Origin of the sequence: Geopseudomonas sagittaria, from assembly GCF_900115715.1 — a bacterium.
Classification (GTDB): domain Bacteria; phylum Pseudomonadota; class Gammaproteobacteria; order Pseudomonadales; family Pseudomonadaceae; genus Geopseudomonas; species Geopseudomonas sagittaria.
The window spans coordinates 1-11,977 of the sequence record NZ_FOXM01000029.1; the positions used below are offsets into that span (position 1 = coordinate 1).

The following is an 11,977-nucleotide window of genomic DNA, read 5'->3' on the forward strand; positions in this document are numbered from 1 at the left end:
GCGTAGGCGTCGTCGGGGATGCTGGCGGCAACGCCGGCACCGCTCTGCACGATGACCTGGTGGCCCTGGGCGAGGAGTTTCTTGACCGTTTCCGGTGTGGCGGCCACGCGGGTTTCCCCGGCGTGGGTTTCGAGTGGGATACCGATGTGCACGGGCAAATCTTCCTGGACAATATCGTTGTTGCAGGGGGCCGTATTGCCCAAACAAGCCAGGTGTAGCGGTCACGGCACTGTGCAAAGCCCGGATGACCGACAAGGTCTTGAATTGAAAGCAGTACGAAAGTTGCAATCCGGTTTGAGGACGGGGCTGAAATAGCCCCGGTCTGGCCTTGCCACGACGCTTCCTGATCCATTTCGATCAGGAAGCGCTGGGGCGTTTCTGCTTGCGCTTCCCGGAGTACTCAGCATGGGCGAAGGATGCTGGCTTCGTCGATGGCTCCGGATGGGCAGGCGGAAGTCCCATTTCACCAGGTCAGGAAGTCCTTTCCAGACCGTCCTCAAGCAGGCAATGTTTTTCAGAAAACATGAAGCAAGCGGAGGTTAAGCCGCGACTCTTCCTTGAAGCCGCTTTCAACCGAAATGTCGCGGCCAAAGGTCGCCAGCAGTTGTGTTCGTGGGGTGACGAAGTAAGAGCCTCCGGCCAGCATCTTTTCCTGATTGCTTTCGTCTCCCAGCCTGACGCCATCCACTTCTGTTTCCCCTCCCCACAGGCGGGAATAGCCAACGTGGATGGCGGCTTTTTCACCCACCTTGTGCCGGATGAAGCCTTGCACCTGGTACTGCGGGTCCTGTTCGAGCGTCAGGTCGGCAGGTGTGTAGTCGTCGTTGTCGCCGAAGAAGGTAACGTCAGCGACAAGGTCGATGATGATGTCATTGGAGAGCCCATGCATGTAACCGCCCTGGAAGACATATTTCCATCGGTTCTCCCCAAGATTCATCAGGTTGTCCTTGTCATATTCGCCAAGGGGGAGAAAAAGGTACTGGGTGATGGCCAGTGCTCGACTCAGTGATGGTTCCTTGTTGATCCAGATGGCATTGGCCAGAATGGGGTCGGCCATGCCACTTTCGCTGCCGAGAGCATCAATGTCTTCGCCTGCGGATAGATGGCCAAAGGGCAGGAGTAGCTGGATATTGGTCAGGTGGCCAGCAATATCCTGATAGCGGACCCCCCTGAGAATGGCGACATCGGAGTCGAGCTTATATTTATCGCTGAGTCGATCGCCATTCAGGAAAAAATCATCCCGCTCGGCATGTTGCAGATAGACAAGTCCCAGTTTTGTGCCTGCGGGCATCGGGGTGTAGTCGCCAGGATCAACATCCAGGGCGTGGCACAGAATCGGGAATTGCAGGCAGGAAGTGATCAGGAGTGACCGGAGTGTCGAGCCTATATGGCGGCTCGACTTCTTGGTGATGGTGCATTCACCGGCGGAGGCAAAGGCTGGATTGTAAATTTTTTGCAAGGTCAGAGGGCAGGCTTTTGTTGTTGTTTTCATGTTGTTCCCGCATTGTTATAAATTCTTGTTGGGTTAAGCACAGGAGTCCTGTGCTTATTTTCGAGTTGATTTTGCGGGTTCACTTCATGGGGCAGGGGATGACAACAGCTCCAGCAGATAGGCATCCACCTGCTTCAGCATTTCGGCGTCGGTGCCAAACAGCCCCAGATGGCCATCTATCGAGTCCAGAGGCCTGAACTCGCTGTTCGGGATCAGCGCTTGTTCGGCCAGGCAGTCGTTGCGGGTAAAAAACATGTCATGGGAGATCGGCATCACGTAGGTCTTGGCCTTGATGCGCCCCAGGGCTGCCGCGAGATCGCCGCCGGTATTCCGGCTGACATCGCCCCGCTGCCATTTCCAGGCCATGGTCAGCAGGTTGTTGGGGTCCATCTCCGCGAAGTAGCCGGTCATGAAGTTGTCGACGAAGGCCTGCATCGATTCGAAGCCCAGGGCCTGGTGTCGATTGGCGCGGAAGAATTCGGTACTCCAGCCCATCACCGTCCACAGTTTCGCATGGCGCTTGAGCCCGGCGGCCACCTGGGACGGTGAGTCATACAGGCCCGTCCGATAGGCAGGGTCGGTGGTGATGGCTTCAATGAGTGTTTCGGTGAACAGGAAGTCATGCGAGCTGTTCCTGGCTGTTCCCGCCATGGGTGCGGCGCGTTTGACGAAGTCCGGGTAGCGCACCGCCCATTCGTAGGTCTGCTGGGCGCCCATCGAGCCGCCGACCACCAGTGCCAGACTCTCGAGCCCGAAGTGCTCGGTCAGCAATCGGTGCTGGGCGCGTACGTCGTCGCCGATCCTGACCTTCGGGAAGCCGGGGCCAGCCAGGGGAGGCGTACTATTGCTTGGCGAGGTGGAGAGGCCGTTGCCGATCTGATTGACGACGATGATGCAGTATTTCGACGGATCCAGGGCGCGGCCCTCGCCGATATATACCTGCTCCATGATCTTGCTGGTACCGGAATACCAGGTCGGTACCAGAATCGCGTTGCTCTTGTCGGCGTTGAGCGTGCCGTGTATTGCCACGGCCAATCGGCAATCAGGAATGCTGGAGCCCTCCTCGAGTTCGAGGGAGCCGATATTGATCAATTCGAAAGGGCCATGATTCTCTTGCGAGTAGTAGTCGGTCATGTCAGGTCTCCTGGATATGGAGCTGCCGCGACGCGAGCGAATAACGCCGTGGCAGCTTCATTCGGTGGGGGAAGTCGACGTCAGGCGATTGCGAAGCCCGGGTAACCCTCGGCAGCTATTTCGTCGCAGCGGCGGTGGTAGTTACCTGCGCCGCCGATATAGGAAATGAGCCTGCGCGGCTTTCCATCCACATTCGAGCCCATGTACCAGGAGTCGGTTTTTACCACCAGGGTCTTGGAGGCGACCTCATCGTGGTGCTGCACCCAGCGATCTTCGAACTCCTTGGTCGCTTCGACGGTCTGCTTGCCGTGCTTGCGCGCAAAGTCGATACAACCGGTGATCCAGTCGACCTGCTGCTGCAGGCAGGTGGTCATGTTGCAGAGCGCAGCGGACGGTGCCAGCGGCGCACCGGTGGTGAACAGGTTGGGGTAACCGTGAATCTGCAGCCCCATCGAGGTGCGGATTTCCTGCTGCCACTGCTCCTTCAGCGAGCGGTGACCGCGACCGCGAATATCGATGCGGCTGAGCGCGCCGGAGCCAGCGTCGAAACCGACAGCCAGGATGATGATATCGACCTCATGCACCTTGCCGTCCGCGGTCTGGATACCTTCGGGAACGATTTTCTCGATAGGCGCCTTCTTGCAGTCGACCGCTTCGACGTTATCTTGCAGGTATACCTCCAGATACTTGTTTTCCAGAGGTACGCGATGAGTACCGAAACCGTAGTCCGCGGAGGAGGGGATGAGCAGGTCGCAGAGTTCCGGCTTGGATTGCAGGCGCTGGCGCATCTTTTCGCGCACGAACGCGGAAACCGCTTCGCTGACCTGTTCGTCGACGAACATCTCGGGGAAAGAGGCCAGCCACAGGGCCAGAGAGCCGTCGTCCCAGAGTTTTTCCAGCACGGCACGGCGCTCGTCGGGGGTCTTCTCGGCCCAGGGGCCGGCGTCGAAGTCGTAGTCGAAGCCGGCAAAGGTTTCACGCACGCGCTTCTTGAGTTCGTGGAACCGTGCCCCCCACTTGTCCCAGTCTGCCTTGCTGTATTTGGGGTTGCGCATCGGAATCACATACTGCGGGGTGCGCACGAACACCTTCATCGATCCCACCTGGGGCGCGATGGTCTGGATCACCTGAATACCGGTGGCGCCGGTGCCGATCACGGCGACGCGCTTGCCCTTCAGGTTGACGCCATCTTTGGGCCACAGGCCGGTATGGTGGATCTCGCCGCGGAAGGAGGATTGCCCCGGGAAGCGGTCGGTCAGCGGGGCGGAAAGCATGCCGCAACAGGCAATCAGGTACTGGGTATTGATCGTTTCGCCCGCCGCCGTCGTCACATTCCAGCGGCCTTTCTCCTCGCAATAGTGCGCGGAAACGATACGGGTACTGAGCTGGATATCCTTGCGCAGATCCAGACGGTCTGCCACGTAGTTCAGCCACTCTTCGGTTTCCGGTTGGGCGGGGAAGCGCTCGGTCGGCTGCCAGGACTTATAGAGTTCCTCGGAGAACCAGTACTGATAGATCTCGGCCTGGGAGTCAAAACGGGCGCCGGGGTAGCGGTTCCAATACCAGGTGCCGCCGACACCGGAGGCCGTGTCGTAGGCGCGGACCTTCAAGCCCATCTCGCGAAGGCGATGCAGTTGATACAGGCCGGCAACGCCTGCACCAATTACCATTGCATCCAGATGCGTCACTTTACTGTTATCGGGGGACAGGGCGGTGGGTTTCAAAAGAGTGCTCATTGTGAGGCCTCATATTATTATGCTTATGTTGACTTTTTGGTTGCCTTTACTTTCTTTGCGACCGGCGGGGTGCGGCGAAGGCACAGAGAGACCGTAACAATGCAGATAGGCATCACTCTTGAAAAAAACGGTGAAACTATTGAAGAATTTGGTGTGGCTTTTCTGCCAGGTCTTGCACGACTGAAGAAATAGCCTGAGAGACGCTTGTTGCGTCATGTCGTGGCAACCCATTCCGGATGGTGGGTCAAGTTTTTATCCGCTTTACAGCACTTTCGAGCGCTTTGCTGAAAGCTGGAAAGGAAGTCTGTCAAGTTCGGGTTCGCACGCCCTTGCCGCCCCTCCATCGCGCGAGCGCATAGTGTCGACGCTACCGAGCGACCGTTGGTCGGTCCATGCTAGGTGCAGGCAATTTCGCTCAGGGCTGCTGCGTAGCCCTTGATCACTGTCGCCTCGCCCCCGAAGCTCAGCAGCATGCTGCTAAGCGACAGTGCCGCGAAGCAGAAGCGATGCATGTAGATATTTCTGTGGGGGGCAGAACCGCGGCCGGATGGACCTCCGGCGCGAAATCAGGCTGGGACAACCTGCTCCAGCACGGCCAACGACTGGACCAGGCGCTGGCTGCGCTCGCTCAGCTGCGCCACCTCGAGCTGGTGGATTTCCTCGATGACGGCGAACAGTGCCTGGAAGCGCTCGAGGTCGTCATCGTTGACGAAGCCCATGCCCTCTTCGGCGAACACCACGGCGTCGCGGCAGGTGTCGATGAGCTGACAGATCTCCAAGGCTGCGGCAATCCAGCGTTCGCGGTTGCGGTAGAGCAGGCTCTGCGCTTCGAGTTGCCAGTTGATCGAGGTCACGATGCCCGCGCGGTACTCCTCCTGCAGGTGCACCGGCACCTCGGCCAGAGTCCCGGCCAGCTCGGTGGAGCAGGCCAGGGCCATTTGCTCGAATGCGGCCTTGTGGATGTGCATGAACTCGCGCAGCTGCTCGAGTGTCGCCCTGGATTGTGCCGTGCCCTCCGGGCTGGCCAGGCGCTCCGGCGTCAACACCAGTTCGAGCTGAAGCTTGTCTTGCTCGTCGTTCAGGGCCTTGGCTGCCTGCATGCCGACCAGGGCATGACGTTTTGCCACTTCGATGAATCTGAGCTCGAGTTCGTGCATGGAAACGGGACTCTCTTTAAATTCGGCCGCAAGAGGGGGAGCAACAGTTTCCTCTGCAGCAGGACATTCCCTTGTCGTACCTGGCGTGGACGTCAGGATTGGCAAGCCCTTGCCGCTCGCAGCATGGCGCGAGCGATCATGGCACAACGCTACCCCAGGGCCCGCAGGACTGTCCACGCCGGGGTGGCGGTTTTGTCGATGCTGGCACGGAGACAGCCTGCGTCGGTGCGAGGCTGCCCTGCAGCGCTGGACGGACGGGTGCGCAGGGCAGCGCATGCCTCGACTAGGCTGAAAAAGCGTCATCCCCCCACCGCCCAGGGGCGGTGCCCTTGTCCACAGGAGAAGCTGCCCATGTTCCCGATCCACTTCGACCGCCGTGTGGCACTGGCCGCGCTGGTGCTCAGCTGCAGTGTCGCTGCCCAGGCGGAAATGTCCTTCTTCGTAACCAGTGTCGGCATGGGCAAGGGCGCCGATCTCGGCGGCCTGGTCGGTGCCGATGCCCATTGCCAGAAGCTTGCCGAGGCGGCCGGCGCCGGTGGACATACCTGGCGCGCCTATCTCAGCACCAGCGCCGCCAATGGTCAGCCGGCGGTGCATGCCCGCGAGCGCATCGGCAAGGGGCCGTGGCAGAACGCCAAGGGCGTGGTCGTCGCCAGCGACGTGGCCCAGCTGCACGGCGACAACAACCTGAACAGGGAAACCGCGCTGGACGAGCGCGGCATGCCGGTCAAGGGCCGCGGCGAAAAGCCGAACATGCACGACATCCTCACCGGCTCGCAGGCCGACGGCACCGCCTTCGCAGGCGACGAGGACCGCACCTGCGGCAACTGGACCAGCAGCACCAGCGGCGCGGCGATGGTCGGCCATCACGACCGCATGGGCCTGGACGACAGCGCTGCGGCGCGCTCGTGGAATACCTCGCATCTCTCGCGCGGCGGCTGCAGCAACGAGGCGCTGGCGTCGTCGGGCGGTGCCGGCCTGCTGTACTGCTTCGCGGCGGACTAGCCGACTAGTGGCCTGTGCGGTTAGTTGGTTATCTCAAGTTCGGATGACCATGGTTCCGAGACAAGGCGTCGCGACGAGTCATAGCAGGGCTATGGCGAGGAGTGGCAATGCAGTATCGGAGCCATGGGCGCCGAAATTGACTAACCAAACAGGCCACTAGGCGTAGGTATCCCCGGCAAACTCGATCAGGCAGAAGCCATGGCCGAAGGGGTCGGCGAAGCTGATGCATTTCGAGCCGTTCCATTCGACGCATGCGCTCTCCTGGAGCGCGCCCGCGGCCAATGCCCGTTGCGCGGCCTCGTCGAGGTCATCCACCACGAAGTCCAGATGCACGGGGGTCCAATGCCGGGAGTAATGGCGCCGCAGGGGGAGGGTGCGCACGGGGTGCGAGCCGGCGGGGTTGCGCAGCAGGTAGATGACTGACGACGCACCGCTGAGCTCGGCGACGTCCTCAGCGATGAGGCGGCTCAGCTGCAGGCCTAGAGCGGCGCTGTAGAAGTCTATCGCTGGCGCGAGCTCCGGGACGTCGATGTTCACGATCACCCGCATGGCTGGACTACCTGGCGGCATTGGCGCCGGCTCCGGCCTGCCGCTTTTCCAGCTTGCTGCGCCGGATCGGCAGCAACCTGAGGCTCTGGTAGCGCTGCCACTGCTCGAGCAGGCCGCTCTCGTCGGAGCTCCAGGCATGCTGGGCCAGCCTGGGCGAGGCGGCGATCTCGGCGAGGATCGCCTGTGCCTGGCGACCGAGGGGCGCTGGTTCGGGCGCCGGGCTGTCCCGTTCGGCCGCCTTGCGCACCTTGCGGGCCAGGGTCTTGCGCCGCGGCGGCGTGACGCCGGTCGCCGCGAAGCGCTGCCACTGCTCGAGCAGCACGCGATCGTAGGCCGACCAGGCATAGCGGCCCAGCTTGGGCGTGCTGCTGATGGTGCTGCGGATGGCGGTCGCGGCTTCCCGGTTTGGGCTGGGCGCGGGGGCGCGCTTGGTGGGGGCGTAGCTGGTGAGGATCAGCGCGACGATTGCGCATACCCCGGCGAGCGCCAGTAAAACCAGCAGGATGGGTTGCCAGTTCTCGCGGATCAGCAGGTAGAGCCCCCAGGTGACCAGGATGAGTGCAACCAGCCCGCCGCCGCTCCCGCGTCTGGCTGTCGAGGTGAGCAACGGGTTCCTGTACAGGTGCATCAGGTGGTGGTGTCTTTCCAGAAAAGAGTCGTCGCTCTCGTCTTCGTCGCTCATGGCGTTTTCCCGCTGGCCGCCTTGCAGTTCGAATGGCCTGACGCGCATTCGGTATCCGTCAGGAAAGCCTAGTTCATGGCCGGGCGCGTGTTGGTCCGCAGCCGCGGGAGGGGGCGTGCTTGCCTTGAGGCGAAGAAGCGGGCGCGGGCCTGGCTGTGCGGGGGAGGCGGTCGGGGCGGACGAGGGGAGCGTGATCCCACATCCATGTGGGCAGGGAGCAAGGCGGAAGATCAGCGGCGCAGGTAGGCGCTGAAGTCGATGTCGCCGGCGCTGAGGATCGCCTGCACGCGGTTGTGCACGCCGAGCTTGCGCAGGATGGCGGAGACGTGGGCCTTGACCGTGGTCTCGGCGATGTCGAGGTTGTAGGCGATCTGCTTGTTGGATTCGCCCTTGGTCATGCGCTCCAGCACCAAGAGCTGCTTGCGGGTCAGCGCCTGCAGCAGTTCCGGCGGGATGCCCGACGACTCCTGGCTGGCGCGGCGCGGGGCCGGCTTGCTGGAGCGGATGATGTCCGAGGGCAGGTAGACGTTGCCGTTGAGGATCTGCTCGATGGCCTCGGTCATCTGCGCGCGCGGCGAGGACTTGGTGATGAAGCCGACCGCGCCGTAGGTGATCGCCTGCAGGACGATCTGCTTGTCCTCCTCGGCGGAGACGATCACCACCGGGATGGTTGGCGCCTCGTTGCGCAGGGTGATCAGGCCGTTGAGGCCGTGCATGCCGGGCATGTTCAGATCGAGCAGGATCAGGTCGAGGTCGTCGTGTTCCTGGGTCAGGCTCAAGGCGCTGTCGAGGTCGGAGGTTTCCATCACCTCGCTGTCCGGGAAGCCGTCACTGATGACGTTGTGGATGGCCTCGCGGAACAGCGGATGGTCGTCGGCAATCAGGATCTTGTACATGGCCTTCACCTGGATTCTTGTAATTGTCGTTGGCACTGCACTCAGGGCAGCGGTGCGGGGGTGGCGTCCTGCACCGGCAGGCCTGCCTGCTGCCAGGCATCGATGCCGTCACGGTACCAGTACAGCCGGGTATAGCCCAGTGCGGCCGCGCGCTTGCTGGCGTTCCAGGACAGCCAGCAGTCGGACTTGCAGTAGAACACCAGCGGCCGGGCGCGGTCGCCGCCGCTGGCCTGGTCGAGATAGTGGGCGAAGTAGTCCTGCCACTGCGGCGCCAGCTGGCCGTCGCCGACGTTGGCCAGCCACAGGCTGCCGGGGATGTTGTGGTGCGCCTCGTCGGCGGCGAACTGGCCGTGCAGCCAGGCGCGGCGGAACACGTCGATCAGCACCGGCGGCTGCTGGCCGGCGAGCAGCCGCTGCAGGGCGGCGGTGTCGATGGTCTGCGCGCCGTCCACCGTGGCCGGGGTCGGGCTGCGCTGGCGGGTCAGGCGATAGCCGTCGGCGGAGAACAGTGGTTCTTCGGCGGCGAGGGCGTTCGGCGTCTGCAGCAGGCACAGGCCGAGCAGCGGCAGACAGAGCAGGGCGGCGAGCAGGCGCGACATGGCTGGGGGTTCCCCTGTTGTTTGCGACTATTTACCGGCAAGTAGCAGTGCCTTGGGAATCCTGCGATAGGGGGCGAAAGGCGCTACCAAAGTAGTAATTTCGCCGGATTGGCGACGGCGGGCGGGCCGGCGAGGGATGGCTAGCGCTGGCACTCCGCCGATCCTGCGCGGGCCGAGGGGCCCGGCAGGATCGGAAGAAGAGCGCCGCGATGGCGGGCGTGCCGCTCAGTCAGGCACTGCGCTTGAGCGCTGCGTGCTGCGGATTGAAGGTCAGCACGGCCAGCGCGCTGCACAGCAGGGTGACGCCCAGGCAGACCAGCAGGGCGGTGAGGCTGAAGCGCTCGTAGAGGGCGAAGCGCACCAGCTCCACCGCATGGCTGAACGGGTTGAGTGCGCACAGCCAGTACAGCCATTCGCTGGCCTCGCGCATCTTCCACAGCGGGTAGAGCGCCGAGGACAGGAAGAACAGCGGGAAGATCACGAAGTTCATCACCCCGGCGAAGTTCTCCAGCTGGCGGATGCCGTTGGACAGCAAGAGGCCCAGCGCGGCGAGCATCAGCGCGGCGAGCAGCAGCGCCGGCAGCGCATACAGCAGGCCCCAGGCCGGCGGCTGCACGCCGTACAGCCAGGCGATGGCGAGGAAGGCGTAGACCTGCAGCAGCGACAGCAGGCTGGTGGCCAGCAGCTTGGCAGCGAGCAGGAACGGCCGCGGCAGCGGGCTCATCAACAGCACGCGCATGCTGCCCATCTCGCGGTCGTAGACCATCGACAGCGAGCCCTGCATGCCGTTGAACAGCAGGATCATGCAGGCCAAGCCGGGAACGATGTAGGTCTCGTAGGTGATGTAGGTGTCGTAGGGCTCGATGATGGCGATGCCCAGCGCGGCGCGGAAACCGGCGGCGAACACCAGCAGCCAGAGCAGCGGGCGCACCAGCGCGCTGAGAAAGCGCGAGCGCTGCTGGACGAAGCGCAGCCATTCGCGCAGCACGATGCCGCGCAGGCATTCCAGGTATGCGGTCATGCAGCGGCCTCCGTCAGGCGGGCGAACGAGGCGCTGAGATCCTCGCCTTCCGCGGCCAGGCTGGCTGCCGTGCCGCGGGCGACCAGGCGGCCGCGGTGGAGGATCAGCAGCGGGTCGTCGGCCTGCACCTCGTCGAACAGGTGGGTGGTCCACAGCACGGTCAGGCCGTCATCCAGACACAGGCGGCGCACATGCTGATTGAGCGCCTGGCGGCTGGCCGGGTCGAGGCCGGCGCTGGCTTCGTCGAGCAGTAGCAGTTGCGGCTGGTGCAGCAGAGCGCGGGCGATCTCCACCCGGCGGCGGTGGCCGCCGTTGAGCGCGCGCACCGGCTCGCGGCGGCGCTCGGCGAGCTGCTGACGCCCAAGTTCCAGCTCGATGCGCTCGGTGGCCAGCGCGCGCGGCAGGCCGTGCAGGGCGGCGTGGTAGCGCAGGTTCTGCTCGACGGTGAGGTCGAGATCCAGGGTGCTCTGCTGGAACACCACACCGATCTGCGCCAGCGCGCGGCGCGGCTGGGTGCGGATCGAGCAGTCGCCGATGCGGATGTCGCCGCCCTGCAGGTCGTAGAGGCGGGTGAGCAGGGCGATCAGGGTCGACTTGCCGGCGCCGTTGGGGCCGAGCAGGGCGTTGAAGCGTCCGGGCACCAGGGCGAAGTCGAGGTCGACCAGCGCCTGGCGCGCGCCATAGGCGAAGCTGACCCCGGACACCTCGAGGCCGATCATGGCGTCACCACCACGCCCCACGGGTAGCGGCCGACCTTGATCGACTTGGTGACCTTGAGGCTGGCCAGGTCGATCACCGAGACGTCGCCGCTGACGCCGTTGGTGGTCAGCAGCTGCTTCTCGCCGGGGGTGAAGGCCATGTGCCAGACGCGGCGGCCGACCAGCAGGTAGTCGAGCACCTCGTAGGTCTTGGCGTCGACCACCGCCACGTGGTTGGCCGGGCCGAGGGCGACGAAGGCGTACTTGCCGTCGCTGCTCAGCTTGACGCCGACCGGCTGCACCTTGTCCGGGTGCACGCCCTTGATCGCGAAGTTGAGCACCTTGACCGGCTGGCGGCTGGCGACGTCGATCACCGTGACCGTGCCGCCGATCTCCGCCGAGGCCCACAGCAGCTTGCCGTCCTGGCTGAACTCGACGTGGCGCGGGCGCTGGTCGACCTGGGTGTTGTCGACCAGCTCGTGGGTCGTGGTGTCGATCCAGTGCAGCATGCTGGTGGTTTCGCTGGTGTTCACCGCCCACTTGCCGTCGGGGCTGACCGCCATGCCTTCCGGCTCGACGCCGACGTCGATCTGCGCCAGCACCTGCTCGCTGTCGACGTCGACCACGGTGACCAGCGCGTCGTCCTCGTTGGAGATGTACAGCCACTTGTCGTTGGGGTGCAGGGCGAACTGCTCGGGGTCGGCGCCGGAGGGCAGTTCCTTGATGATCTTGCGGCTGGCCAGGTCCATCACCTGCACGCGGTCGGAGTCGCTGGCGCAGATGTACAGCAGCTTGTGGTCGCTGGACAGGGTCAGCCCCCGCGGGCGCATGCCGACCTCGAGGGTCTCCACCGTCTCCAGCGTGTCCAGATTGATCACGCTGAGGGTGTTGTCCTTCTCGTTGGAGACGTAGGCGGTGGCGGCGAGGGCGCCGTGGCCGGCGAGCAGGAAGCCGGCGGCGGTGGCAGCGAGCAGCAGGTGGCGCATGGCAGTTCTCCGAATCGTTGTT

Annotated in this window: 12 protein-coding genes and 1 pseudogene; 1 reads left to right on the forward strand and 12 read right to left on the reverse strand. The window is 63.7% G+C overall.

Going from position 1 to position 11,977, the window contains the following annotated elements:
• The 5 genes and pseudogenes from BM297_RS20630 to BM297_RS20650 all read right to left on the reverse strand — a co-directional run.
• Window positions 1-152: pseudogene (locus tag BM297_RS20630) on the reverse strand (NAD(P)(+) transhydrogenase (Re/Si-specific) subunit alpha); the annotation flags it as partial.
• A gap of 362 nt (window positions 153-514) precedes the next feature.
• Window positions 515-1,492 carry a transporter gene (locus tag BM297_RS20635; protein ID WP_092435547.1) on the reverse strand — a complete coding sequence of 326 codons (978 nt, stop codon included), beginning with the start codon at window positions 1,490-1,492 and terminating at the stop codon, window positions 515-517.
• 84 nt (window positions 1,493-1,576) lie between these two features.
• Window positions 1,577-2,626, reverse strand: a complete 1,050-nt coding sequence (locus BM297_RS20640) for an alpha/beta fold hydrolase (protein ID WP_092435550.1) — start codon at window positions 2,624-2,626, stop codon at window positions 1,577-1,579.
• Window positions 2,627-2,706: 80 nt separating this feature from the next.
• On the reverse strand, window positions 2,707-4,362 hold the full coding sequence (locus tag BM297_RS20645; protein ID WP_092435553.1) for a flavin-containing monooxygenase: 1,656 nt from the start codon (window positions 4,360-4,362) through the stop codon (window positions 2,707-2,709).
• 566 nt (window positions 4,363-4,928) lie between these two features.
• Window positions 4,929-5,519, reverse strand: coding sequence for a hypothetical protein (locus tag BM297_RS20650; protein WP_092435556.1), 591 nt, complete (start codon window positions 5,517-5,519; stop codon window positions 4,929-4,931).
• A 351-nt stretch (window positions 5,520-5,870) separates the two neighbouring features.
• On the opposite strand from BM297_RS20650, the gene BM297_RS20655 reads away from it, so the two are divergent.
• Window positions 5,871-6,524: a hypothetical protein gene (locus tag BM297_RS20655; protein WP_092435559.1), complete on the forward strand. Its 654-nt coding sequence runs from the start codon at window positions 5,871-5,873 to the stop codon at window positions 6,522-6,524.
• A 156-nt stretch (window positions 6,525-6,680) separates the two neighbouring features.
• Here the strand turns inward: BM297_RS20655 and BM297_RS20660 are convergent, their stop codons facing one another.
• The 7 genes from BM297_RS20660 to BM297_RS20690 form a co-directional block, all read right to left on the reverse strand.
• Window positions 6,681-7,073: a VOC family protein gene (locus tag BM297_RS20660; RefSeq protein ID WP_092435564.1), complete on the reverse strand. Its 393-nt coding sequence runs from the start codon at window positions 7,071-7,073 to the stop codon at window positions 6,681-6,683.
• A gap of 7 nt (window positions 7,074-7,080) precedes the next feature.
• Window positions 7,081-7,755, reverse strand: coding sequence for a hypothetical protein (locus tag BM297_RS20665; RefSeq protein WP_139231104.1), 675 nt, complete (start codon window positions 7,753-7,755; stop codon window positions 7,081-7,083).
• 230 nt (window positions 7,756-7,985) lie between these two features.
• The gene (locus tag BM297_RS20670; protein ID WP_092435626.1) at window positions 7,986-8,651 is read right to left on the reverse strand and encodes a response regulator transcription factor; all 666 of its coding nucleotides are present in this window, start codon (window positions 8,649-8,651) and stop codon (window positions 7,986-7,988) included.
• A gap of 41 nt (window positions 8,652-8,692) precedes the next feature.
• Window positions 8,693-9,250, reverse strand: coding sequence for a PQQ-dependent catabolism-associated CXXCW motif protein (locus tag BM297_RS20675; RefSeq protein ID WP_092435570.1), 558 nt, complete (start codon window positions 9,248-9,250; stop codon window positions 8,693-8,695).
• 229 nt (window positions 9,251-9,479) lie between these two features.
• Window positions 9,480-10,271: an ABC transporter permease gene (locus BM297_RS20680; RefSeq protein WP_092435574.1), complete on the reverse strand. Its 792-nt coding sequence runs from the start codon at window positions 10,269-10,271 to the stop codon at window positions 9,480-9,482.
• Window positions 10,268-10,990 (reverse strand): ABC transporter ATP-binding protein, encoded by a 723-nt coding sequence (locus BM297_RS20685; protein WP_092435577.1) that lies wholly within the window; start codon window positions 10,988-10,990, stop codon window positions 10,268-10,270. Before BM297_RS20685 ends, BM297_RS20680 begins: the two co-directional genes overlap by 4 nt.
• Window positions 10,987-11,955 (reverse strand): YVTN family beta-propeller repeat protein, encoded by a 969-nt coding sequence (locus BM297_RS20690; RefSeq protein ID WP_092435580.1) that lies wholly within the window; start codon window positions 11,953-11,955, stop codon window positions 10,987-10,989. Before BM297_RS20690 ends, BM297_RS20685 begins: the two co-directional genes overlap by 4 nt.
• Window positions 11,956-11,977: the final 22 nt, after the last annotated feature.

Excerpts from the sequence above, each read along its gene's own strand:
- BM297_RS20635 (WP_092435547.1), bottom strand. The coding sequence starts at position 1,492 with ATGAAAACAACAACAAAAGCCTGCCCTCTGACCTTGCAAAAAATTTAC.
- BM297_RS20640 (WP_092435550.1), bottom strand. The coding sequence starts at position 2,626 with ATGACCGACTACTACTCGCAAGAGAATCATGGCCCTTTCGAATTGATC.
- BM297_RS20645 (WP_092435553.1), bottom strand. The coding sequence starts at position 4,362 with ATGAGCACTCTTTTGAAACCCACCGCCCTGTCCCCCGATAACAGTAAA.
- BM297_RS20650 (WP_092435556.1), bottom strand. The coding sequence starts at position 5,519 with ATGCACGAACTCGAGCTCAGATTCATCGAAGTGGCAAAACGTCATGCC.
- BM297_RS20655 (WP_092435559.1), top strand. The coding sequence starts at position 5,871 with ATGTTCCCGATCCACTTCGACCGCCGTGTGGCACTGGCCGCGCTGGTG.
- BM297_RS20660 (WP_092435564.1), bottom strand. The coding sequence starts at position 7,073 with ATGCGGGTGATCGTGAACATCGACGTCCCGGAGCTCGCGCCAGCGATA.
- BM297_RS20665 (WP_139231104.1), bottom strand. The coding sequence starts at position 7,755 with ATGAGCGACGAAGACGAGAGCGACGACTCTTTTCTGGAAAGACACCAC.
- BM297_RS20670 (WP_092435626.1), bottom strand. The coding sequence starts at position 8,651 with ATGTACAAGATCCTGATTGCCGACGACCATCCGCTGTTCCGCGAGGCC.
- BM297_RS20675 (WP_092435570.1), bottom strand. The coding sequence starts at position 9,250 with ATGTCGCGCCTGCTCGCCGCCCTGCTCTGTCTGCCGCTGCTCGGCCTG.
- BM297_RS20680 (WP_092435574.1), bottom strand. The coding sequence starts at position 10,271 with ATGACCGCATACCTGGAATGCCTGCGCGGCATCGTGCTGCGCGAATGG.
- BM297_RS20685 (WP_092435577.1), bottom strand. The coding sequence starts at position 10,990 with ATGATCGGCCTCGAGGTGTCCGGGGTCAGCTTCGCCTATGGCGCGCGC.
- BM297_RS20690 (WP_092435580.1), bottom strand. The coding sequence starts at position 11,955 with ATGCGCCACCTGCTGCTCGCTGCCACCGCCGCCGGCTTCCTGCTCGCC.